General features: G+C 72.7%; 25 protein-coding genes, 2 tRNA genes and 1 other RNA gene. 11 read left to right on the top strand and 17 right to left on the bottom strand.

The features are described 5' to 3' along the window. Nucleotides 1-100: 100 nt before the first annotated feature. The 7 genes from JS756_RS03495 to JS756_RS03465 form a co-directional block, all read right to left on the bottom strand. Complete coding sequence (locus JS756_RS03495; RefSeq protein WP_205381416.1) at nucleotides 101-961, bottom strand: RNA polymerase sigma factor SigF; 861 nt, start codon at nucleotides 959-961, stop codon at nucleotides 101-103. Nucleotides 962-1,137: 176 nt separating this feature from the next. Beyond that, nucleotides 1,138-1,431, bottom strand: a complete 294-nt coding sequence (locus JS756_RS03490; RefSeq protein WP_205381415.1) for a Dabb family protein — start codon at nucleotides 1,429-1,431, stop codon at nucleotides 1,138-1,140. Between the two features lie 13 nt (nucleotides 1,432-1,444). Beyond that, the gene (locus tag JS756_RS03485; protein WP_205381414.1) at nucleotides 1,445-1,624 is read right to left on the bottom strand and encodes a hypothetical protein; all 180 of its coding nucleotides are present in this window, start codon (nucleotides 1,622-1,624) and stop codon (nucleotides 1,445-1,447) included. A 686-nt stretch (nucleotides 1,625-2,310) separates the two neighbouring features. Then, nucleotides 2,311-2,395: transfer RNA gene (locus JS756_RS03480), tRNA-Ser, on the bottom strand. A 67-nt stretch (nucleotides 2,396-2,462) separates the two neighbouring features. Then, nucleotides 2,463-2,894 (bottom strand): tRNA adenosine(34) deaminase TadA, encoded by a 432-nt coding sequence (gene tadA, locus JS756_RS03475; protein WP_240203206.1) that lies wholly within the window; start codon nucleotides 2,892-2,894, stop codon nucleotides 2,463-2,465. Nucleotides 2,895-2,950: 56 nt separating this feature from the next. Further along, entirely contained in the window at nucleotides 2,951-3,475 is a 525-nt protein-coding gene (locus JS756_RS03470; protein ID WP_205381413.1) for a tRNA adenosine deaminase-associated protein, read from the bottom strand. A 369-nt stretch (nucleotides 3,476-3,844) separates the two neighbouring features. Then, entirely contained in the window at nucleotides 3,845-4,126 is a 282-nt protein-coding gene (locus tag JS756_RS03465; RefSeq protein ID WP_240203205.1) for a DUF4461 domain-containing protein, read from the bottom strand. A 139-nt stretch (nucleotides 4,127-4,265) separates the two neighbouring features. On the opposite strand from JS756_RS03465, the gene upp reads away from it, so the two are divergent. Beyond that, a complete protein-coding gene (upp, locus tag JS756_RS03460; RefSeq protein WP_205381411.1) occupies nucleotides 4,266-4,901 on the top strand; it encodes a uracil phosphoribosyltransferase in 636 nt (211 codons plus the stop codon). Between the two features lie 333 nt (nucleotides 4,902-5,234). On the opposite strand, the gene JS756_RS03455 is transcribed toward upp, so the two are convergent. The 6 genes from JS756_RS03455 to JS756_RS03435 form a co-directional block, all read right to left on the bottom strand. Then, nucleotides 5,235-5,870, bottom strand: coding sequence for a LytR C-terminal domain-containing protein (locus tag JS756_RS03455; protein ID WP_240203204.1), 636 nt, complete (start codon nucleotides 5,868-5,870; stop codon nucleotides 5,235-5,237). Between the two features lie 99 nt (nucleotides 5,871-5,969). Continuing rightward, a complete protein-coding gene (locus tag JS756_RS03450; protein WP_004943146.1) occupies nucleotides 5,970-6,266 on the bottom strand; it encodes a type II toxin-antitoxin system VapB family antitoxin in 297 nt (98 codons plus the stop codon). Between the two features lie 651 nt (nucleotides 6,267-6,917). Beyond that, a complete protein-coding gene (locus tag JS756_RS37505) occupies nucleotides 6,918-7,043 on the bottom strand; it encodes a hypothetical protein (protein ID WP_275892644.1) in 126 nt (41 codons plus the stop codon). Between the two features lie 50 nt (nucleotides 7,044-7,093). Beyond that, nucleotides 7,094-7,432 carry a hypothetical protein gene (locus JS756_RS03445; protein WP_205381410.1) on the bottom strand — a complete coding sequence of 113 codons (339 nt, stop codon included), beginning with the start codon at nucleotides 7,430-7,432 and terminating at the stop codon, nucleotides 7,094-7,096. A gap of 129 nt (nucleotides 7,433-7,561) precedes the next feature. After that, nucleotides 7,562-8,230, bottom strand: coding sequence for an HdeD family acid-resistance protein (locus tag JS756_RS03440; protein WP_205381409.1), 669 nt, complete (start codon nucleotides 8,228-8,230; stop codon nucleotides 7,562-7,564). A gap of 302 nt (nucleotides 8,231-8,532) precedes the next feature. After that, entirely contained in the window at nucleotides 8,533-9,126 is a 594-nt protein-coding gene (locus JS756_RS03435; RefSeq protein ID WP_205381408.1) for an HhH-GPD-type base excision DNA repair protein, read from the bottom strand. A 358-nt stretch (nucleotides 9,127-9,484) separates the two neighbouring features. Between JS756_RS03435 and JS756_RS03430 the strand changes: the two genes are divergently transcribed. From JS756_RS03430 to JS756_RS03395, 8 genes are all read left to right on the top strand, one after another. Continuing rightward, entirely contained in the window at nucleotides 9,485-9,967 is a 483-nt protein-coding gene (locus JS756_RS03430; protein WP_205381407.1) for a cupin domain-containing protein, read from the top strand. Next, nucleotides 9,964-10,725: an SDR family NAD(P)-dependent oxidoreductase gene (locus JS756_RS03425; protein WP_205381406.1), complete on the top strand. Its 762-nt coding sequence runs from the start codon at nucleotides 9,964-9,966 to the stop codon at nucleotides 10,723-10,725. Before JS756_RS03430 ends, JS756_RS03425 begins: the two co-directional genes overlap by 4 nt. A gap of 506 nt (nucleotides 10,726-11,231) precedes the next feature. Then, a complete protein-coding gene (locus JS756_RS03420; RefSeq protein WP_205381696.1) occupies nucleotides 11,232-11,615 on the top strand; it encodes a Tat pathway signal sequence domain protein in 384 nt (127 codons plus the stop codon). Continuing rightward, the gene (locus tag JS756_RS03415; protein WP_205381405.1) at nucleotides 11,612-12,268 is read left to right on the top strand and encodes a class F sortase; all 657 of its coding nucleotides are present in this window, start codon (nucleotides 11,612-11,614) and stop codon (nucleotides 12,266-12,268) included. Before JS756_RS03420 ends, JS756_RS03415 begins: the two co-directional genes overlap by 4 nt. 95 nt (nucleotides 12,269-12,363) lie before the next feature. Then, nucleotides 12,364-12,855, top strand: a complete 492-nt coding sequence (locus JS756_RS03410; RefSeq protein ID WP_205381404.1) for an RNA polymerase sigma factor — start codon at nucleotides 12,364-12,366, stop codon at nucleotides 12,853-12,855. Further along, nucleotides 12,839-13,330, top strand: coding sequence for a hypothetical protein (locus JS756_RS03405; RefSeq protein WP_205381403.1), 492 nt, complete (start codon nucleotides 12,839-12,841; stop codon nucleotides 13,328-13,330). The genes JS756_RS03410 and JS756_RS03405 overlap by 17 nt, the downstream gene beginning before the upstream one ends. Nucleotides 13,331-13,728: 398 nt before the next feature. Beyond that, entirely contained in the window at nucleotides 13,729-14,772 is a 1,044-nt protein-coding gene (locus tag JS756_RS03400) for a hypothetical protein (RefSeq protein ID WP_240203203.1), read from the top strand. 469 nt (nucleotides 14,773-15,241) lie between these two features. Beyond that, the gene (locus JS756_RS03395; protein ID WP_205381401.1) at nucleotides 15,242-15,874 is read left to right on the top strand and encodes a MarC family protein; all 633 of its coding nucleotides are present in this window, start codon (nucleotides 15,242-15,244) and stop codon (nucleotides 15,872-15,874) included. A gap of 60 nt (nucleotides 15,875-15,934) precedes the next feature. Here JS756_RS03395 and JS756_RS03390 read toward each other — a convergent pair whose 3' ends face one another. The 3 genes from JS756_RS03390 to JS756_RS03380 all read right to left on the bottom strand — a co-directional run bounded on the left by JS756_RS03390 (nucleotide 15,935) and on the right by JS756_RS03380 (nucleotide 18,386). Beyond that, nucleotides 15,935-16,471 carry a neutral zinc metallopeptidase gene (locus tag JS756_RS03390; protein WP_205381400.1) on the bottom strand — a complete coding sequence of 179 codons (537 nt, stop codon included), beginning with the start codon at nucleotides 16,469-16,471 and terminating at the stop codon, nucleotides 15,935-15,937. A 292-nt stretch (nucleotides 16,472-16,763) separates the two neighbouring features. Further along, the gene (locus tag JS756_RS03385) at nucleotides 16,764-17,372 is read right to left on the bottom strand and encodes a hypothetical protein (protein ID WP_205381399.1); all 609 of its coding nucleotides are present in this window, start codon (nucleotides 17,370-17,372) and stop codon (nucleotides 16,764-16,766) included. Between the two features lie 765 nt (nucleotides 17,373-18,137). Then, the gene (locus JS756_RS03380; protein ID WP_240203202.1) at nucleotides 18,138-18,386 is read right to left on the bottom strand and encodes a hypothetical protein; all 249 of its coding nucleotides are present in this window, start codon (nucleotides 18,384-18,386) and stop codon (nucleotides 18,138-18,140) included. A gap of 119 nt (nucleotides 18,387-18,505) precedes the next feature. Here JS756_RS03380 and JS756_RS36505 point away from each other — a divergent pair, with 119 nt between their 5' ends. Beyond that, the gene (locus JS756_RS36505) at nucleotides 18,506-18,865 is read left to right on the top strand and encodes a hypothetical protein (protein WP_240203201.1); all 360 of its coding nucleotides are present in this window, start codon (nucleotides 18,506-18,508) and stop codon (nucleotides 18,863-18,865) included. Nucleotides 18,866-19,402: 537 nt separating this feature from the next. On the opposite strand, the gene JS756_RS03370 is transcribed toward JS756_RS36505, so the two are convergent. Continuing rightward, a tRNA-Ser gene (locus JS756_RS03370) sits at nucleotides 19,403-19,490 on the bottom strand. Between the two features lie 72 nt (nucleotides 19,491-19,562). Here JS756_RS03370 and ffs point away from each other — a divergent pair. Next, an RNA gene (gene ffs, locus JS756_RS03365) (signal recognition particle sRNA small type) lies at nucleotides 19,563-19,661 on the top strand. Nucleotides 19,662-19,728: the final 67 nt, after the last annotated feature.

Below are 19,728 nucleotides of genomic sequence, written 5' to 3'. Positions count from 1 at the left end.
GACATCCGAGATGCGAATCGGCCCTGGAAGAAGGGGGTCTGATGCCTTTTCAGCGCACAACTGCCGGGAAACGACCTGGTGAGCGATTCGCTCGTGCCGGTTACGCGTCGATCCTGTTTGCGGATCGTAGTCGCTGGAAGCTACGGGCGAGTAGCCTCGAGACGTGCATCTGTGAGACACCGAGTTCGGCACTGATCTGCGACTGGGTCAGATTGCTGTAGTAGCGCAGCAGCAGAATGCGCTGTTCGCGCTCCGGCAGCTGGACCAGCAGATGCCGCACCAGGTCGCGGTGCTCCACGCCGTCCAGGGCCGGGTCCTCGTAGCCGAGCCGGTCCACCAGTCCCGGTAGTCCGTCCCCCTCCTGGGCGGCCTCCAGTGAGGTCGCGTGGTACGACCGCCCGGCCTCGATGCAGGAGAGCACCTCCTCCTCGCTGATGCGCAGCCGTTCGGCGATCTCGGCGGTGGAGGGGGAGCGCCCGTGGGCGGTGGTCAGGTCCTCGGTCGCGCTGTTGACCTGGACCCACAGCTCGTGCAGTCGGCGCGGGACGTGGACCGTGCGGACGTTGTCCCGGAAGTACCGCTTGATCTCGCCGACGACGGTCGGCATCGCGAACGTCGGGAACTGCACGCCCCGGTCCGGGTCGAAGCGGTCGATGGCGTTGATCAGGCCGATGGTGCCGACCTGGACCACGTCCTCCATCGGCTCGTTGCGGGAGCGGAAGCGGGCCGCCGCGTACCGCACGAGCGGGAGGTTGGCCTCGATCAGCGCCCCGCGCACACGGTTGTGCTCCGGTGTGCCCGGCTGGAGTTCCTTCAGCTGTGCGAAGAGCACCTGGGTGAGCGCCCGGGTGTCGGCGCCGCGGCTGCGCTGCGGAGCGGTGGCCGCGGTTTCCTGGGGAGGCGCAGTACTGGCCGACACGGTCAACGCCACCTCGTTCGAATCGGTCAACTCATCCGTCAAAAGCGGTCATAGCATCACAAGACATGTGCACTGTGTGCAAGCACCGCAAATCAACGTGTTGAGTGTGATTCGGCGTGTTTCGCCCTCGTTTCGAGGCCTCGGTTCGGGGCGCGGACACGGCGAAGCCCTCCGCCGTTGCGGCGGAGGGCTTCCCCGGGGCTCTTGTCGGTCCGCAATCAGAACTCGTAGTCGGCGATCACCCACGTGGCGAACTCCCGCCACAGGGCGACACCGGCCTGGTGCTCGGGGTGCTCCACGTAGCGGCGCAGCGCATCCGCGTCCTCGAAGGCCGAGTTGATGGCGAAGTCGTAGGCGATCGGGCGGTCGCTGAAGTTCCAGCCCAGCTCCCAGTGGCGGATCTCCTCGATCTTGCCGCCGAGCGCGCGGAAGGCCTCGACGCCCCTCTCGACACGCGGGTCGTGGCGGGCGACCCCTTCGTCGAGCTTGAAGAGGACGAGGTGGCGGATCATGGGCTCTCCCGGTTCAGCTCTTGCCCCCGTTGACGACCCACGTCATGCAGTCGCCGATGGCCTTGGCGGCGTCCGATATGCCCTCGAACCCTATCTGCACGTAGTCGGCGGCCTTGGCCGGGTCCGTGATGATCACGTACAGCGCGAAGACCACGAGTACATAGACGGCGATCTTCTTCGCGTTCACCGCCACCGCGGCCTCCCCTGTCGTGTCCGCCCCCGTGGGACCTGCTACCGGCCGCGAGTGTAGCCACACGTCCATATTTAAGGACCAACGACCCGCGGACCAAGGTCTTTTTCCGGGGGATCAGGGTCCTTCTCCGGCGGGCGCGGCGGTCGGGCGCACGCAGGATGGAGAGGCGGCCCCCGGAAGGGCAGGAACTCCGGCGGGCGGCACGGGACCGACCCCCACTGCGGGATGCGTCCGGCGATCCCCCGTAAGCCGGCCGCGTCGGGGGGCCGGTCCCCGCCGGGGGAGCGGCCGTCCCTCGAGACCGCTTCCCCCGCCCCGCCCCGTTCGTGCCACCCGACTTCGAAGCGAGGGGCGCCACGGGCGTCGGGGGCGTGGTACGGACGTCGACGAGTCGCTTCGTGTGGCCTGCTGAACAGGCAGAACGACGGGCAGCGGCGTGAGCGGAGTACGTCCCGGAGCGAGGTGATCGGCCGCGGCGACCGCACGGGGACGCTCCCGCGCCGGCCAGGTCCGAGCGGCCGGGACTGCCACCCGGCGGCGTCGCGGACTTCGCGCGGGGAGGAATGCGGGGCCGGCCCCTTCAGGAGCGCCGGTCGCCAGCGGGGCCACCACCTGACCGCGCTCGACCTCGGGGCCGCACATGCGCGAAGGGCCCGGCTCCATGAGCCGGACCCTTCGTCCATGAGCGGTAGCGGAGGGATTTGAACCCTCGGTGACTTGCGCCACACTCGCTTTCGAGGCGAGCTCCTTCGGCCGCTCGGACACGCTACCGAGGGAGACCTTACAGTACAGGTGGCCCGCCGCTGAAATCCGTATCGTGCCGGTGCCCGCGGGGCTGTCAGCGGGAGCGGAAGAAGTCCGTGAGGACCGAGGCGCACTCGTCGGCGAGCACGCCCTCGACCACTTCGGGTCGGTGGTTGAGCCGGCGGTCCCGGACGACGTCCCAGAGGGAGCCGGCGGCCCCCGCCTTGTCGTCGCGGGCGCCGTAGACGACCCGGTCCACCCGCGACAGCACGATCGCCCCCGCGCACATCGTGCACGGCTCCAGGGTGACGACGAGGGTGCAGCCGGTCAGCCGCCACTCGCCGACCGCCTCGGCGGCCCTGCGGATCGCGAGGACCTCCGCGTGCGCGGTCGGATCGCCGGTGGCCTCGCGCTCGTTGTGCCCGGTCGCGAGCACGGTCGTGCCGTCCGGGGCCAGCACGACGGCGCCCACCGGCACGTCCCCGCCCCGGACGGCCTGTCCGGCCTCGTCCAGGGCGAACCGCATCGCGGCCCGCCAGCGGTCGCGTACCGGGTCCGGTCGGTTCGTGGTGTCCGGCGCGGTCAGCGGACGGCCTCCAGGAGGTCGGAGGCGCCGAGCGCGTCGGCGATCTCCGTCAGCGCGTCGCCCTCGAAGGACATCAGTTCCTTCCCGGTGACCCCGAGGTCGTCGAGGATGCCGGCGTCGCCGACCGGGCCGTGCGGCACGTCGGTGCCACCGTCCTCGTCGCCGTCGGCGGACTCGGGCTCGCCGTCCTCGGTCCCGTCGAGATCGAGGGCGTCCAGGTCGGAGCCGTCGTCCCCGGGTTCCCGGCCGAGCAGTTCGTCGGTGAGCAGCAGCTCACCGTAGGAGCTGCGGGCGGCGACGGCGGCGTTCGAGACGAAGACCCGCGGGTCGTCCTCCCCGTCCACGCGGACGAGGCCGAACCACGCGTCCTCCTGCTCGATGAGCACGAGCACCGTGTCCTCGTCGGGTGAGGCTTCCCGGGCCAGGTCGGCCAGATCCGACAGGGTTTCCACATCGTCGAGCTCCGTGTCGCTCGCTTCCCACCCGTCTTCGGTGCGCGCGAGCAGTGCGGCGAAGTACACCGTGACTCTCCCACTGGTCTGAGGCGTGCCGGTTGGGGGTCCCCCCGGCGGAGGCTGAGGGCGGGGGAACTCGGGCTCCGAGCCCCGCCCACTCGGAATCGTGGCAGAAACAAGGCGTTCAGGGGATGTCTTCGGCTCCCTGTGTCCGGCAGTTTTGACCGGACCTGAACGAGCGCTGCGCGTAGGATGCCGACATGTGCCCCTGGCACATGCACGATCGACTCCCCCGCGCACTCATTGCGACCACGTGCGGATCGTACGCGGGATTTCCCGTACTCCCCCGCACGTCCACCACGGCAACACCGTCACAGCGTGGAACTTCCCGAGCGCGGCGGCCCCTCGCGGCACCGTCCCCCGGCCCGGAGGGACCTACCAGCGGAAGGTCCGCATACGCATCGCGTGACGCAGCCGTGCCGTCTTGGCGCGGCGCGGCTGGACCCGGGCACGCAATTCTCTGGCCTCGGCGAGTTCCCGCAGGAACTGGGCTCGGCGGCGGCGCCGTTCGGCGTCGGTCTCCGGCGGATCGGCACGGCCGGGGCGGCCGTCCGTGTCCCGCGCGCCGCCGTCCGGTCGGCCGTCCGTGTCCCGCGCGCCGCGGCCGGTGCCGTCGGTGTCGTCGGTGTCGTTCGATCGGTCTGACCGTCCAGGCATCAGGCACACCACCCCCGCTCCGTCCTCCCCACCTTCCCTCCGGTGAGTGGTTCGAAGCCAGCACATGGCCGAATCGATGCGCAGGGGCTCACGCTGAGTGGGGACGCCGGGCCCATGCGGCCCGGTTACTGTTGTGGACATGCGTCTCCATGTCGTCGACCATCCCCTGGTCGCCCACAAACTCACCACGCTGCGCGACCAGCGCACCGACTCCGCGACCTTCCGGCGCCTCGCCGACGAACTGGTCACCCTGCTCGCGTACGAGGCCACGCGCGACGTGCGCACCGAGGCCGTCGACATCCGCACGCCGGTCGCGCAGACCACCGGCGTGAAGCTGGCCCGCCCCCGCCCGCTGGTGGTGCCGATCCTGCGCGCCGGGCTCGGCATGCTCGACGGCATGGTCCGGCTGCTGCCGACCGCCGAGGTGGGCTTCCTGGGCATGATCCGCAACGAGGAGACGCTGCAGGCATCCACCTACGCCTCCCGCATGCCGGAGGACCTCTCCGGCCGCCAGGTGTATGTCCTGGACCCGATGCTGGCCACGGGCGGCACGCTGGTCGCGGCGATCCGCGAGCTGATCCAGCGCGGCGCCGACGACGTCACCGCGGTGGTCCTGCTGGCCGCCCCGGAGGGCGTCGAGGTGATGGAGCGGGAACTGGCCGGCACCCCGGTCACCGTCGTCACGGCCGCCATCGACGACCACCTCAACGAGCACGGCTACATCGTCCCGGGCCTGGGCGACGCGGGCGACCGCCTGTACGGGGCCGCGGAGTAGGTCCACCCGGCGTCGGACCGGCGGGAAGCCTTCCGGCCGGTCCGAAGCCCGCGGCCCGCGGTTCCCGATCCCGGTTCCCGGTGCACGGCTTCCGGTTTTCCGGTTCCCGTCCTCTCTCTTGTCCCCGGTCCACCGCGCGAGGTCCCTCGTCCGCGGTGCGCTCCGGTCTCGGCCGCCCGTCCCGTGCGGCCGTCTCTCGGAGTCGAGGGGGCTGCGCGGCCGGTCTCCCGGCCGAGGTCGATGCCGATGGCGGAGGCCGGTGCGGCTTCCGGCGTCGTGGGTCTCTCCGGCGCGGAAACGGTCCTTCGGAGAGGTTCCCGGTACGGACTCGGCTCAGCAGTCCTTCTTCGACGCCGTCGGGGTCGGCTGCGGGTTCATCAGCGCCGCCAGCGCGCGGGCGGCGTCCGGCTGGGCGGCCAGCGACTTGAAGCCGCTGCCGAGGATCAGGTCCACGGCGTCGCCCTTGCGGGCGGCGTCGGTGCGGCGCTCGGCGGCCGGAAGCTGGGTGGAGAGCACCGGCAGCGCGCTGTTGAGAGAGGACGCGGGGCCCAGCAGCACACCGGCGCCGGCGATCTTCTTGTCGTACTCCTTCGTCGCGTTGCCCACCTCGCCGATGCGGAAGCCCCGCTTGCGCAGCTCGTCGGCCGTCTGCTTCGCCAGGCCGCTGCGGGGCGTGGCGTTGAGCACGTTGACGGTGATCCGGTCCGGCTTGGGCAGCGCGACCGGGCGGGGCGAGGGCGTGGCCCTGGTGGCGCAGTCGGCCCTGGTGCCGGCCGCCGACGCCTGATCACCTCCGGTGAAGACGTCGATGAGCTGCAGCGTGCCCCAGCCGAGCACGCCGAGCAGGGTGACGCCGGCGACGGTCATCAGCAGAAGCCTGCCGCGGCGTCGAGGACGGCGCATCCGCGGGTATGTGTCCCCCGTGATCCGGTACTTCCCGCCCATGCCGGGTGGCGTCAGCATGCTCATGGGCGCAGCGTAGTGCGCCCGGGCGGCCATGCCTACTAGATGATCATTCGACGGCGCCCAGGAGAACCCGAAAGGGTCAAACTGTTATCCGCGGCGGGCTCAGTCCAGCTCCAGGACGCGCGCGTGCAGCACCTGACGCTGCTGCAGAGCAGCGCGCACCGCGCGGTGCAGGCCGTCCTCGAGGTACAGGTCGCCCTGCCACTTCACGACGTGCGCGAAGAGGTCGCCGTAGAACGTCGAGTCCTCGGCGAGCAGGGTCTCGAGGTCGAGCTGCTGCTTGGTGGTCACCAACTGATCGAGGCGGACCGGGCGCGGCGCCACGTCCGCCCACTGCCGGGTGCTTTCCCGGCCGTGGTCGGGGTACGGCCGGCCGTTTCCGATGCGCTTGAAGATCACACGGAAAGCCTACCGGTCAAGGGGTTCCGGGCGCAGCCACGGCGGCCCAGCGCGGCAGCGGAAAAGTCGCGACGCATCAGGGCAAACCGGGAGCGAAGGGGTGGCGGTCGGGCGGGCCGAGGAGCGCCGGGCGGCCCCCGCCGAGCCCGGACGCGTACCGCCCGGCGCCGGGTGAACACGCCCTGGCACCGGGCGAGTACAGGCGGGCACGTGCGGGTGCCGAACGCCTGCGGCCGCCGCGGGGCGGGGGCCGCAGGGGGGTGCGAGGGACCGTCGCCATCCGTCCGCTCCGGTCCCCCGGCCGGTCGACCCGCCGGGTTGACCCTCCGGGTTGACCCGCCGGTCCCTCGACTTCCCGACGGGCCCGACACGGCCCTTCGGCACCGCAGGTCCGGCAGGGCCGGTTCACCACGGCGGATACGGCACGGCAGGCTCGCCGAGGCCGGTCCGGCAGGTCCGGGCCGGCAGGTCCGGGCCGGGGGATCCGCCGTCCCGCCTCGCCCGGTGCGGTGGGCGAGGCCGGCGGGGCCCGGCGGGTGGGAAGGCGGGTGGGAAGGCGCGCGGCCCGGCCGGAGGGCCGTCCGCGCGCTCTCCGCGTCTCCCGGCGAAGACGGTGACGCCGGGTCGGCCCCGACCGCCTCCGCCGGTGCCTCAGCGTTCCGGTTCCTGAGGCGGTCGTTGCTGCTGCTGCGGCTCGCGCGTGTCGGGCTTCGGCGCGCCGCGCTGCGCCTCCGCGCGCAGCAGGGCGCGCAGGACCGCGTACGGGTCGGTGGACATGGGGGTGCTCCTTGCGTCGTGCTGACGATGGCCCGGGGGGACGGGGCCGGTCAGCAGAGCAGGACCACCGAGCGCAGGGCGGCCAGTGCCTGCGGCTCCCGGGGTGGTACGGGGGCGGCTCGGCCGGGGGCGGCGGCGGGTACCGGGGCCGGCATCAGGACGGGCGGCAGCCGGGCGGCGGTGCGCTGTGCGGCGGTGCGGTGCGGGGTGCGGGCCGGCGGCCGTACCCATGCCGTGTCCGCGACGTCGTGCTCCGCGCTCTCGGCGGCCACGGCGGCGGGTGCCGCGGGCAGTTCGGCGAGGGCGCCCGGCATCAGCAGGGCGAGCAGCAGCACGAACGCACGCAGCCAGGTCCGGCTGTGCGGCAGGGCTCGTGGTGCGCGGCTCACGTCGTGTCATCTCCCCGTGGCCGGCGGTACCGTCCTCACGCCGTGCCGCAGATACGCCCGCACGGGCCGGCGCCGCGACCGGAAGGGTTCACCGTCCGGGCTCGCCCTACGGCCGCGGCACCGGGCGGGTCAGAGCTCGCGCGGGATCTGCCGGGCCCGCCCCCGGATCCGTACGGCCGTGACGATCTCCACCACGCCGACCGCGATCAGCCAGATACCGCCGACGACGGTGAGCACGGCGATCGAGTCGAAGGGGGAGTCGATCAGCACGATGCCGGCGATGAAGGTGATCACCCCGAGGAAGACCTGCCAGCCGCGGGCGGGCATGGACGGGTCGGAGGCGGCGGCCAGGGTCTGGGTGATGCCGCGGATGAGCCACCCGATACCGATCCACAGGGCGAGCAGCAGGGTCGACTGCATGGGACCCCGGAAGCAGAACAGGCCCAGCACGATCGACAGGGCGCCGCTGATGAAGGCCAGGACCCGCAGCGAGGTGGTGCGGTGCGTGCCGAACGCGGCGACCAGCTGGAAGGCCCCGCTGATCAGCAGGTAGATCCCGAAGAGGATGCCGGCGACCCGCACGGAGGCGTCGGGCCAGGACAGCACCACGATGCCCAGGACCAGCGAGGCCACACCGGTGACCAGGACGATCTGCCAGGCGGCGCGGGACAGGGCGTGCAGGGGCCCCTCGAAGGGCGGTTCGGGCTCGTGGGCTCCGTACGCCGAGTGGTGCTGAGCGTGGACCCTGCGGTCGTCGTCGTCCGGGCTCCAGGGGGAGCCGGTGGGTGCCTCGGTCATGCCCCCAGCTGAAACCGTGCCGCCCCACGGCGCCACTCGGGACGTCCGGTCGGGCGGCGGGGCCTGGGCTGCGGCGAAGGTCCGCCCGCCCGCGGCGCCCGGCACCCACGCGCGTTGTCGACCCCGGCACGGACGCGGAGGACGCCCACCCCACGGCGCCCGGCGCGCCCGCGGGCGCCGGCCTGGACCCCGGTACGCCGCGTACGGGCCCGGCCCTCCGGCATCCCCCCGCCGGGTGATGCACGCACCGGACGCCGCGGGGCCCGCCCTTTCGGTGGTCGGCGCCGCGTTCGCCGCACGCCCTACCCCTTCTTGGCGTTCTTCGCCTTCGCCGCCGCCTTCATCTCCTGCTTGTGCGCCCGGACCTTCGCCAGGGAGTCCGGGCCGGTGATGTCGGCGACCGAGCGGAAGGACCGCGCCTCGCCGTAGCCGCCGGCGGCCTCCCGCCAGCCCGGGGGCGTGACGCCGAGCTGCTTGCCGAGCAGGGCCAGGAAGATCTGCGCCTTCTGCTTGCCGAAGCCGGGCAGGTCCTCCAGACGGCGCAGCAGTTCGCGGCCGTCCTCGACGCCCCGCCAGACGAGTTCGGCGTTGCCGTCGTAGTGCTCGACCAGGTACTGGCACAACTGCTGGATCCGCTTGGCCATGGCGCCCGGGTAGCGGTGCACGGCCGGCTTCTCCGACAGCAGCGCGGCGAACACCTCCGGGTCCTGCACGGCGATCTCGTGGGCGTCGAGGTCGTCGGCGCCCATGCGGTCCGCGATCGTCCGCGGTCCCTTGAACGCCCACTCCATCGGGACCTGCTGGTCCAGCAGCATTCCGACCAGCGCGGCGAGCGGGGACCGGCCGAGCAGTTCGTCGGCCGCGGGTTCCTGGGCGAGGTGAAGGGTGACGTCCATGCGTCGATGATCCCGCGCGCCCAGGCCGGGCGCGCGCCGGTGGGCTTGCCCGTGGCCGGCTGCGGCGGTGCCGCCCGTGGGCGCACGCCGGCCGTGACCGTCCTGCCGTGGACCTGCCGCCCGATGCGGTGATGCCGTGGCCGCGCCACCTGTGACCGGCCTGCCCGCGGCGTGCCGCCCGACCCGACCCGGCGCGCCCCGGCGCGGCCCGTGGCCCCGGGCAGGGCCGGCGGCGCTGCCGAGACCGGTCGTCCGGACGGGTGCCCGCACCGGTTCACGCCCCGGTGCCCGTCCGGGAAGGCGCGTCCCGCCGGTGCGCCCAACTCGCCCGACCTCCAAGGGCGGTAGCCTTCGCGCAATGATCGAGGTGACCCCGGACGAACTCGTCGCCCACTACGGTCTGCGACGGCTGCCCCGCGAGGGCGGACTGTTCCGCCGCACCTGGGCGGGCCCCGAACGGCCCGACGGCCGCCCTGCGGGCTCGGCGATCGTCGTCCTGCTCACCGCGGACGACTTCTCCGCCCTGCACCGCCTGCCCACCGACGAGATCTGGCACTTCCACCTCGGCGACCCGCTCCGGCTGTTCCTCCTCGCCCCCGACGGCACCGCGCGCACGGCCGTGCTCGGCCCCGCCCTGCGCGCAGGCCAGCACCTCCAGTTCACCGTGCCCGCCGGGACGTGGATGGGCGCCCGGGTCGCGGAGGGCGGCGCGTGGACGTTCTTCGGCTGCACCATGGCACCCGGCTTCACCGACGCCGACTACGAGCACGGCGACGCGGCCGAGCTGACGGCGCGGTATCCCGCCCAGGCCGCCCAGATCGTGGAACTGTGCCGTCCATGAGCCTGCTCAACGGACAGACCGCCCTGGTCACCGGCGCGGGCGGCGGAATCGGCCGGGGCATCGCGCTGCGGCTCGCCGAGGAGGGGGCCGCGGTCGCCGTGCACTGCCGAACCGCCGTCGAAGCGGCCCGCGAGGTGGCCGGCGTCATCGAGGACGCCGGCGGCCGCGCGGTCGTCCTGCGCGCGGAACTCACCGACGAGGAGGAGTGCCGGCGGCTGGTGCGGGAGGCCGCCGAGTGGGGCGGCGGCCGGCTCACCGCCCTGGTGAACAACGCCGGAGTGCAGCCCGTGCAGGAGCTGGCCGGCATGACGGCAGCCGAGTGGCGCCACGTCCTCGACACCAATCTCGGGAGCGTCTTCGCCTGCACCCAGGTCGCCGCCGCACTCATGCGGGACACCGGCGGTGGCAGCATCACGCACATCGCCTCCATCGAGGCGCGGCAGCCCGCCCCGCTGCACTCCCACTACAGCACCGCCAAGGCGGCCGTCGTGATGCACGCCCGCGCCGCGGCCCAGGAGTACGGACCGCACGGCATCCGCGTCAACACCGTCTCCCCCGGCCTGATCGACCGGGCGGGGCTGGCCGGGGCGTGGCCGGAAGGGGTGGAGCGGTGGCGCCGGGCCGCGCCGCTCGGCCGGCTGGGCAGCCCGCGGGACATCGGCGACGCCTGTGTCTTCCTGGCCTCGCCGCTCGCGTCCTGGGTGAGCGGTCACGACCTGGTGGTGGACGGAGGAGTCTCGGCCCGGCCCACCTGGTGAGCCGGACGACCCGCGCCCGTGCCGCCCGCACCCCCTCCGTGCCGCCTGTGTCCCCAGCGCCCCCGGCACCCCGTGCCGGGCGTACCCCCGCGCCGCCTGGACCCCCTGTTCGCCCGCACCCCGGCTCCGCCCGCACCCCGGCACCCCCGTGCCGCTCGTGCCGCTCGTGCCGCTCGTGCCGCTCGTGCCGCTCGTGCCGCTCGTGCCGCTCGTGCCGCCCGTGCCGCTCGTGCCGCTCGTGCCGCCCGTGCCGCCCGTGCCGCCCGTGCCGCCCGTGCCGCCCGTGCGAGCCGCTCCGGCCGACGGCCCCGCCACCGAAGGCGCCGTCGCCGGAACCACCGTCCCCGAGGCCCACGCCGGCTGCCCGCAGGTACCACCGGGAACGCCTTTGCCTTCTCTTTGCAACGCACCCCCTCGCTGCCTCGTCTCTCCGCTCGATCCGTCCCCCAGCCCCGGTCGCACACCGGGACGACCCGATGAGAGAGAGCAACTCGATGCGTGACTCGATGCGCCGAACCGTCCTCGGCACCCTGGCGCTCGCCTGCGCCGCCGTCATCGCGAGCCCCGCCACCGCACTCGCCGACGACGCGACCCCCAGCCCGGTTCCCACCGCGGTCCCCAGCGCCGTCCCGAGCAGCCCCGCCCCGGCCGAGCCCACGCGCGACGCGGGCCACGCGGGCCCAGCCCCCAGCCCCGTCGCCTCCGTCCCCGGTGAGCGGCCCCGGGGCCAGGTCTCCGTCGTGCCGCGCGGCGCCGCCGACACCGGAGTGCCGGAGGCGACCGCGCAGTCCGGGTACGCGGGCGACCTGATCGGCGGAGGCGCCGCGGCACTCGTCGTGGGCGGCGCGACCGTCTTCGTCGTACGCCGCCGGCGGGCGACGGGGGCATGACGACCCCGCTGTCCCGGCGGGCGTTCACCACGGCTGCCCTGGCCGCGCTGCTCACGGGCTGCGCCGGGCACGCCGCCGAGCCGGCGACGGCCGCACGCCGCCCCAGGGGCGACCGGGGCCGGGGGAGCGCGGAGGGCGCGGGCAGCACCCCTTCGTCGCCGGGCCGGTCCGCGAACGGGACGCCCGCTCTCGGGCGTTCGGCTCCGGTCGCGCTGCTGATCCCGGCCATCGACGTCGACACCCCGCTCGTCCCGCTCGGACTGGCGCAGGACGGCAGCGTGGAGGTGCCCCCGGTCACGGCGAACGACCGGGCCGGCTGGTACCGCCACTCGCCGACCCCCGGCGAGGTCGGTCCGTCGGTCGTCCTCGGCCATGTCACCGTCGGCACCTACGGCGACGGCGTGTTCCGAGACCTCGCACGACTGCGGCGCGGCGACCGCGTCGCGGTACGCCGGGACGACGGCACCACGGCCCGCTTCGCCGTCACCGCCGTACGCACCACCGCCAAGGCGGACTTCCCCACGCAGGACGTCTACGGCGACGTGGACCGCCCGGAACTGCGCCTGATCACCTGCGGCGGCCCCAGAACCGGCGGCGGGTACCGGGACAACGTGATCGTGTTCGCCGTGCTGAGCACCGCCACGGCTCCCTGACCCCCCACGGGGTGCCGGGCCCGCGGAACGTACGCCGTCGGCCCGGCATCCCTCCCCGCAAGCGTCCCCGCGACGGCTCACGACCCTGGAGAGCGTTGAAACGGTCCCGCGACACGGCAGCGTCGGAACTCTTCGCCGCCCTCTACCCGCGCCTCGCCGGCTGGTGCCGCCGCCTCGTCGACGACGACGAGACGGCCCACGAGATCGCCTCGGAGGCGTTCACCCGCCTCTGGGCGCGCTGGAGCCGCGTCGAGGAGCCGCGCGGCTTCCTCTACGTCACCGCGGCCAACCTCGTCCGGGACCACTGGCGCAGACTCGAGCGCGAGCGCCGGGCGATGCGCCGGGCCACGACCGAGGCCGCCCTCGACTCCCGCACCGAGCCGACGGACCCCTCGGTACGCCTGCTGGTCCAGTCGCTGCCGCAGCGACTGCGCGTCCCGATCCTCCTCCACTACTACGCTGACATGCCGATCCGGGAGGTGTCCGTGCTGACCGGTCGCAAGGAGGGAACCGTCAAGGCCGACCTGCACGCGGCCCGCGAACTGCTCCGCGTCCACCTGAGGAGAAGCCTTGACCACTCGCTTTGACGACGACCCCGGCGCCCCGGACCCCGGATCGGACGACGCCCTCGCGGTGATCCTGCGCCCCGCCCCCGGCCACCTCGCCCCGCCTCCCGGCCGGTACCGGGCGATCCGCCGGGCCGCGTCCCGCCGCAGACTGCTGCGCACCACGGCCGCCGTCGGCGCCTCCTGCGCCGTGGCGCTCCTCGTCGCCGTACCGCTGTACCTGGCGAGACCCGCGCAGCCGAGCTCCCCCGCCCCGCCGCTGGCGCCCCCGCCCGCGACCGGTCGCACGGCGCCCACCGCCCCACCGGCCGCCACCCCCTCGCCGTCGCCCTCGTCGGCACCGCGGGAAGGCGCGTCCCCCCGCCCCTCCACGGACCCCCGGGGCACCGGAACCCCCACCTCCCGGCGAGACGCGGCGGCCGTCCCCTCGCCCGTGGACCGCACCACCCCGGAACCGGACGCCCGCCGGACCGACCGGATCCGCCCGGGCTCCTGAGCCGCGGCGTCGGCGCCGCTCCCTGAGCCCTGCCCGTTCCGAGTCCCGGCCGCCTCCCGGCTCGCCGCCTCCCGGCCCGCCAGCGCCACCGCCACCCCGCCCGCGGCACCGGCGGCCGGGTGGGCGGCGGGCGGCCGGTGCCGTGTCCGGGGTCGGGTGGGCGACCGGCGCCACGACGGCTCCGCCGCGCGGCACGCCCCGCCACCGCATCCCCGGATCCGGCCCCCCGTGACGTCCCGCGTACCGGCAGCACGCGGCCATGGGAGGAAAGGGACCTTCCGGATTTGTCGAAACGCCGAGACGCCTGCGCGGTGCCGCATGTCCTTTGCCCTAGTTTCCAGAGCGGGTCCGGGAGACGGGCCCGCTGCGCGGCGGGAGGAGACATGATGCGGTGTTGTTTGCCCGGACGGCGTCTGCTGCCGGTTGTCGCGGGGCTGAGTGCTCTCGCGCTGGCCGCCTGTGGCGTCGAATCCCGTTCCGACGCCGGTGATTCCGGCGTCGCGTCGACCGCCGGGCCGGTGATTCGGGCGCCGCGCGAGTTCAGCGGCATCGCCTGGCTCGCCACCGACCGGACGCCCACCGCGGCGGCGGGCTACGGCGAGACCCAGGAGGTCTTCCTGATCTGCCACGACGCGAGGGACAACGACGCCGAGCGCGACCTGCCCCGTCTCTCGATCGTGCGGACCCCCGTCGATACCGACGGGATCATCGTCCGGAACCTCGACAACGCCGACGTCGGGTTCCCCTCCGTGCCGAACGACCTCGAGAGCATCGCCCGGCTGCCGGGCCGTGACGAGGCTCTCCTGGTCGAGAGCAACGCCGACGGCGACGACCCCGACCCCACCATCTATCTCGCCCGGTGGGACGACCACCTGAAGGTCGAGATCGCCGGCTCGGTGCCGTGGCCCGAGACCCCAGAACCGCTCGTGAACGTCGAGGCGACGGCCGTCGCGACCGTCCTCGGGAAGGACTACTTCGTCTATGCCGAGCGGGCGCAGGGCAGTGACACCACCACCATCAACATGACCCGCCTGAAGGTCGGCAAGAACGGCACGATCAGCTTCGGCACGCAGTGGACGTCGGTCCCCTTCACGGCGCCCGAACCGCCGGGCGCGCGTCCCGCCTCGGGCCTCGACATCGACAACGAGGGCAATCTCTACATCTCCTCCGCCTACGATCCCGGCGACCTCGGTCCCTTCGACAGCGCCGTGTACCGCGCGGCCACGGTCGTCCCCGGCGGGGCCCTCGGCGCGGAGCTGCGTCCGGTCGAGCCGCCGCAGCAACTCGCCCGCAGCTCCGGACTCAAGGTCGAGGGCGTCGGCCTGGTCGACGGCTCCTTCCCGATCTTCATCAGCGACGACGACGAGGACTACGGCGGCCTGCTCCGCCAGCTGCGGGTGACGGATCCGGGCGACCGGTCCCGGACCGCGGACCGCAGGTGACCGGCGCTCCCCATCCGCACCCGGACCGGAGTTCACCGGCGCCCTTGCCCGGCCCCGCACCGGGGGCGGGAGCCGACCGGCGGCCGTCCTGATCCAGCCCCGCACCGGGGTCCCGCCTTGCACGGGGTCTTGTGCCGACGGGCGTTCCCGGTCCGGTCCTCCGCACCGGGCGGCCGGGGACGGCCACCTGCACGACCGCGGCCCCTGCCAGGCCGGATGCGTCAGCCTTGTACGCCGCGTCCGCCGGCCCTTGCCCCAGCGGCGGCCCCGGATCCGGCGGCGCCGGGCCGGGACCAGGGCCTACGGCCGGCCGGCCGTACCAGAGACGGGGCACCCGTCGAGGCGGTCGGTGCGCGCCGCGGGCGCGGCGGCATGACGACGAAGCGGGCGGCGCGCAGTTCCCCGGGAAGACGCCCCCGGCGGGGTTCCCCGCAGGACCGACAGGTACGAACCGGCGGGAGAGGACGGTATGAGCACACTTGAGCTCACGGTCCAGGCGACCATCGCCGTGGTCCTCCTCGTCGATCCGTTCACCCGGGCCATCTTCTTCCGCCTGATCACCGAGCACGAGCCCGAGCGGCGGCGCGAGTACGTCGTCCGGATCATGACCGTCGTCGGCATCACCCTGGGTGGCTCGGCTCTCGTCGGCCGGGAGCTGCTCGACCTCATCGGCATCAACCTCGGGGCCTTCGGGGTGGCCGGTGGACTGGTCCTGGGCCTCATGGGGTTCGAGATGCTCTTCGGCGGCCAGCAGCCCCGCGCGCAGGGTGGCGCCTCCGCCCACGAGGAACCGGCGCCGGAATCGGCCGAGACCTCGATCGTGGTGCCCTACGCCATCCCCTTCATGGCGGGCCCGGGCGCCATCACCACGGTGATCACCATCTCCTCCACCGGAAGCGGATGGTCCGGCCCGGTCGCCGCGCTCATCGCCGTGGGCATCGCCGTGGCCCTCATCCCGGTGGGGCACCTGATGCTGGTCAACCGTATGAACATGTCGCCTTCGACCGTGGCCATCATGACCCGCTTCGGGGGTCTCTTCGTCGCCACCATCGGCATCCAGCTCATGCTCGGCGGTATCAGCACGTACTTCGGCCTCACCTGAGCGCGCTCTGCTCCCTCACACCCGCGGTCGCCGGACGGCGTCCCGACTCCCCAAACCCGGTCACCTCGGCAGGCATGCGTCGACCCCGCCGCTCCCCCCGTTGTTGAACGCGGTGATGCGCTCCTCGGCGTCACCGTGGTCCTCGGACTCGGTCCACGGCGTCCTGTCGGCCAGGTCTGTCAGGGTCTGCGCCAGTTCCTCGGTGTCGCCGGTCTCGAACTGCAGTTCCTCGGAGCCGAACAGGGTGGCCCCGGCCAGGCAGTCCGCCTGGAGCTCTGGCGCCTCGGCGGTCAGGCCCGTGACGCGGTGCTGAACCGCGTGGCCCCATTCGTGTGCGATGACCAGGTAGACCATGGAGTCCCCCTTCGCGTAGCCCTCACGCATCAGTTGGGCATCCCAGGCGATGTAGTCCCCGGAAGGGCAGTAGAACGCGTTGTTCGGGACGGCAGGTCGGCCCCCACAGGTGGGCGCGTCGGGGGTGCCAGCCACGTACTCCCCGAAGACCGTCGGCGGTTCGTACGTTCCGGTGAAGTAGGTGTCCCAGCGTGATTGCCAGAAGTCGTTCACGACGGTCACGGCGTCCTTCGTCTCGGCCATCCATGCAACGTCGAGTTCCGACGGGGATCCCGGGGGGACGGCATCTTCGGTCGCGCTATCGGGAAGGGAGCCGCTGCCATCGGAAACGGCCTCGTCGGACGTCGGCATCTTGTGCACAGAAGCGTCGTCCGATGTGTTCCCGCCGCCTCCGCAACCGGCGGTGGCGGCGATCGTGAATGCGGCGAGTGCGGCGAACAGATGCGAGGATGCCTTCACTGACACTCCATCCGGGTCCGAGGTCGGGGTGGTCACCTCTCGAAGGCGTGGACAGGGGGGTGCGGCACCGTGCGCGTCATTCCCAGCTGACGACCTGGATTCTCACGTATTCCATCGAGGACTCGTCCGGGCCCACCCCCTTGATCGAGAAGACTCCGACACCCCCTTCGGTCGTGGCGAAGCAGTACGTGCCGACCGGCTGGTTCCCGTGCCACACATCGATCCACAGGTCCCCGTTCGAGGTGCCGGGGAGTCGCTCCTCGCACGTCGCGCGTTCGACGTCCTCGGCCTGCCCCGCCACCGCGAAGGCGCGGCCGCTGCTGACGATGACGGCCGGTGACACGGTCCAGCCGGTCACCAGATCGGCTCCCACCGGACCCAGCGCCGGCTTGTCGAGGTCGAGATCCAGGCCCAGGTCGGCGACGCTGTCCTGTCTCAGCGGGAGATCCACTACGCCCGTCCAGCGCACCGCGGCCGACACGGCGGTCGGGCCATGGGCCCCGCCGGCCGAACCACTGGCCTGCGGAGGGGGCGTGGACGGGGCGGTCGACGGTGGAGTGTCGGGCACGTGCGGCGTGACGGTTTCCTCGTCGTCGACTACACCGTGAGACGGATCATCGCCCGGCGAACCAGGTGCATGCGTGACGTTCACGAGCGCCAGGATGCCTGCGACGACGGCGGCCATGACAGGTCCCATCACGGTTGCCCGCGCCGGAGTCAGCCACCCGCCGGTCCTGCCCGGCGGAGTACCTCCCGAACCCGTTCCATCGCCTCCCCCTGCGGTACTCATACCTCTTGCTCCCCCCGCTTCCACGCATGATGTGCTTTTCACCCATGGGCTCATGCTCGGCAGCATTCTCTAGCAAGGCGGGGTGGTCCTGGCAACGGGATCTCAAGGAACTCAGCAGAAAATGGTCACCGGCCCGACCTCTCCCTTTATTGATTCGTTCACGACAATGCCGGTATGCCGAATGGTTTCTTCTGCCTCCCTGTCCGGACGGAGAGGCGACCAATGGCGGCGACTTCAGGGAGCGACCGCCGAAGGGGCCGACGAAGATCCGGGTTCTGTTTCTGCGCGTGCATGGTGGGATCGGACTGTCTCGTGGTGAAGAGGTGAATGACCGGGAGTTCACCCGGAGTCGCAGGCCATGGAAATCGAAGCAGATCCAGTTCCGGCCGAGGTGTGCGCGGCAGCCCTTCGGAGACCGACACGTCGGTCCGCCGTCACGGAGCACCGCCGTCGACCGCCCGCCCTCCGCCCCCGATGCGGGCGACCCCGGTGCCGCCCGGCGGTCCACGCGTCCCACCGCAACGCCTGCGAGGTCGGGCCGGACCGCTTTCGTGGTCCGGCCCGCTGGGCTGACAAGGATACGAGAATCGAACTCGTGAGGGGGTTGCCCCCAATGCGCTTTCCAACGGGTAACTGTCAATACCTGTGGATCGGCGGTTCTCAACTTCGAGATGATCTGAGCTGGGTCAGTCCTTCGACGGCCGAGAGCGCGCGATTGAGGGGCTCGGTGGAACCCGGTGATGTGACGAGGAGGAGTACCGGCACCTCGGGATACTCACCCTTGTAGAGATCGTCTTCGCCATCGTCCCCGGGAATGGAGTTCGGCTGGACATGGATGCGGGTGGTGTCGGCGAGGGTGGCGAGGAAGTAGACACCGAGGTAGTCGCTCTCGCGTTCGGTGAAGGCCACCGTGAGTCGGCCGGCGAGCAGGTCGGACAGTTCCCGGGCCGGGGGATGGCCCGTCCCAGGCCCCCCGTCTGCGTGTAGGCGTAGGCGAGCGGGCCGAGGTCACCGAGGCCGTCCGCGAGATGGAGCGGGCCCGGGACGCCAAGAAGCTCAGGAAGCCGGGCAGCAGCTGGACCGTCCAGAGCCGGCTTGAGCACTGGGTCGAGAACATCGCCGAGCCGTACGTCTCCGAGAACACGTATGACAGCTACGGGGTGGATGTTCGGGTTCACCTCGCCGCCGCCCCGGGCGCTCACCGGCTCGATCGGCCGGAGCCCGAGCATCTGGAGCGCTTCCACCGGAGGATGCAGGTGCAGGACTCCGGGAGTTCCGCCGCCGCGTGCCACGTTCACCGGACCATCCGGGTCGCCCTGGGTGAGGCGGTTCGACGCGGTCACGTCCCGACCAACGCGGCCGAGATCGCCAAGGCGCCGCGCCTGTGAGAGGAGAACATCGAGCCGTACACGATCGAAGAGCTGCGGGAGCCTGCCCTTGGAGGCGTCCAAGCTGCGCAACAGTGCGCGATGGGGCGTCGCCTCGCTCTCGGACTGCGGCAAGGGGAAGCGCTCGGGCTGCCCCGGAAGACGTCGACCTCGACGCGGGATACGTTCGCATCCGCAAGAAACAGCTGCGCCCCGGGTACGCGCGTGGCTGCGGTGTCGACCCGTGCGGTCGGAAGGCGGGCCACTGCCCCAGGCGGGAGCAGACCCGGCGCGAGCCGGACGGCGCACCATCGGCCTGCCCGATCCGCTGATCAAGATCCTGTGCCGGCACCGGGATCCCAGGAGCGGAAGCGGATCGCGGCCGGTGCCGACTGGGAGGGCAAGGGATACGTCTTCGCCTCGCCGACCGGCGGTCCCCTCGGTCCGAACGCCGACTTCCACGTCTGGGAGCGCCTGCTTCGGGAAGCCAGGTCCGACAACGTCGAAGGGCCCCACCGCGAACGGTGGGGCCCTTCGACATCGTGCCCGGTGAGGCACTGGCGGAGGATACGAGATTCGAACTCGTGAGGGGTTGCCCCCAACACGCTTTCCAAGCGTGCGCCCTAGGCCTCTAGGCGAATCCTCCGCCGGAAACATTACATGACCGAGGGGAGTGCTCGCGAACTCGTACCCCCCGGCCGGCATCGGGTACTGTGTGCGAAGCCCCTCACGCGGCGCTATCTGACTGAACTCCCCCAGGGCCGGAAGGCAGCAAGGGTAGGTCGGCTCTGGCGGGTGCGTGGGGGGCGCTTGCGTTGCCCGACGGATCGCACGCGCCGGTGTGGGCCCCGGCGGGTCGGGTTCGCTCCTGGCCGGGTTCGCCC

Origin of the sequence: Streptomyces actuosus, assembly GCF_016921115.1 — a bacterium.
GTDB lineage: Bacteria > Actinomycetota > Actinomycetes > Streptomycetales > Streptomycetaceae > Streptomyces > Streptomyces actuosus_A.
This window is presented reverse-complemented; position numbering and strand designations above follow the sequence as displayed.

Coding starts and splice junctions, on each gene's coding strand:
- JS756_RS03490 (WP_205381415.1), bottom strand. CDS start 1,431: ATGATCCGCCACCTCGTCCTCTTCAAGCTCGACGAAGGGGTCGCCCGC.
- JS756_RS03415 (WP_205381405.1), top strand. CDS start 11,612: ATGACGACCCCGCTGTCCCGGCGGGCGTTCACCACGGCTGCCCTGGCC.
- JS756_RS36505 (WP_240203201.1), top strand. CDS start 18,506: ATGGAGCGGGCCCGGGACGCCAAGAAGCTCAGGAAGCCGGGCAGCAGC.
- JS756_RS03385 (WP_205381399.1), bottom strand. CDS start 17,372: ATGGCCGCCGTCGTCGCAGGCATCCTGGCGCTCGTGAACGTCACGCAT.
- JS756_RS03430 (WP_205381407.1), top strand. CDS start 9,485: ATGATCGAGGTGACCCCGGACGAACTCGTCGCCCACTACGGTCTGCGA.
- JS756_RS03390 (WP_205381400.1), bottom strand. CDS start 16,471: ATGGCCGAGACGAAGGACGCCGTGACCGTCGTGAACGACTTCTGGCAA.
- tadA (WP_240203206.1), bottom strand. CDS start 2,894: ATGCGGTTCGCCCTGGACGAGGCCGGACAGGCCGTCCGGGGCGGGGAC.
- JS756_RS03455 (WP_240203204.1), bottom strand. CDS start 5,870: ATGAGCATGCTGACGCCACCCGGCATGGGCGGGAAGTACCGGATCACG.
- JS756_RS03440 (WP_205381409.1), bottom strand. CDS start 8,230: ATGACCGAGGCACCCACCGGCTCCCCCTGGAGCCCGGACGACGACGAC.
- JS756_RS03435 (WP_205381408.1), bottom strand. CDS start 9,126: ATGGACGTCACCCTTCACCTCGCCCAGGAACCCGCGGCCGACGAACTG.
- JS756_RS03465 (WP_240203205.1), bottom strand. CDS start 4,126: ATGCCTGGACGGTCAGACCGATCGAACGACACCGACGACACCGACGGC.
- upp (WP_205381411.1), top strand. CDS start 4,266: ATGCGTCTCCATGTCGTCGACCATCCCCTGGTCGCCCACAAACTCACC.
- JS756_RS03420 (WP_205381696.1), top strand. CDS start 11,232: ATGCGCCGAACCGTCCTCGGCACCCTGGCGCTCGCCTGCGCCGCCGTC.
- JS756_RS03395 (WP_205381401.1), top strand. CDS start 15,242: ATGAGCACACTTGAGCTCACGGTCCAGGCGACCATCGCCGTGGTCCTC.
- JS756_RS37505 (WP_275892644.1), bottom strand. CDS start 7,043: ATGTCCACCGACCCGTACGCGGTCCTGCGCGCCCTGCTGCGCGCGGAG.
- JS756_RS03425 (WP_205381406.1), top strand. CDS start 9,964: ATGAGCCTGCTCAACGGACAGACCGCCCTGGTCACCGGCGCGGGCGGC.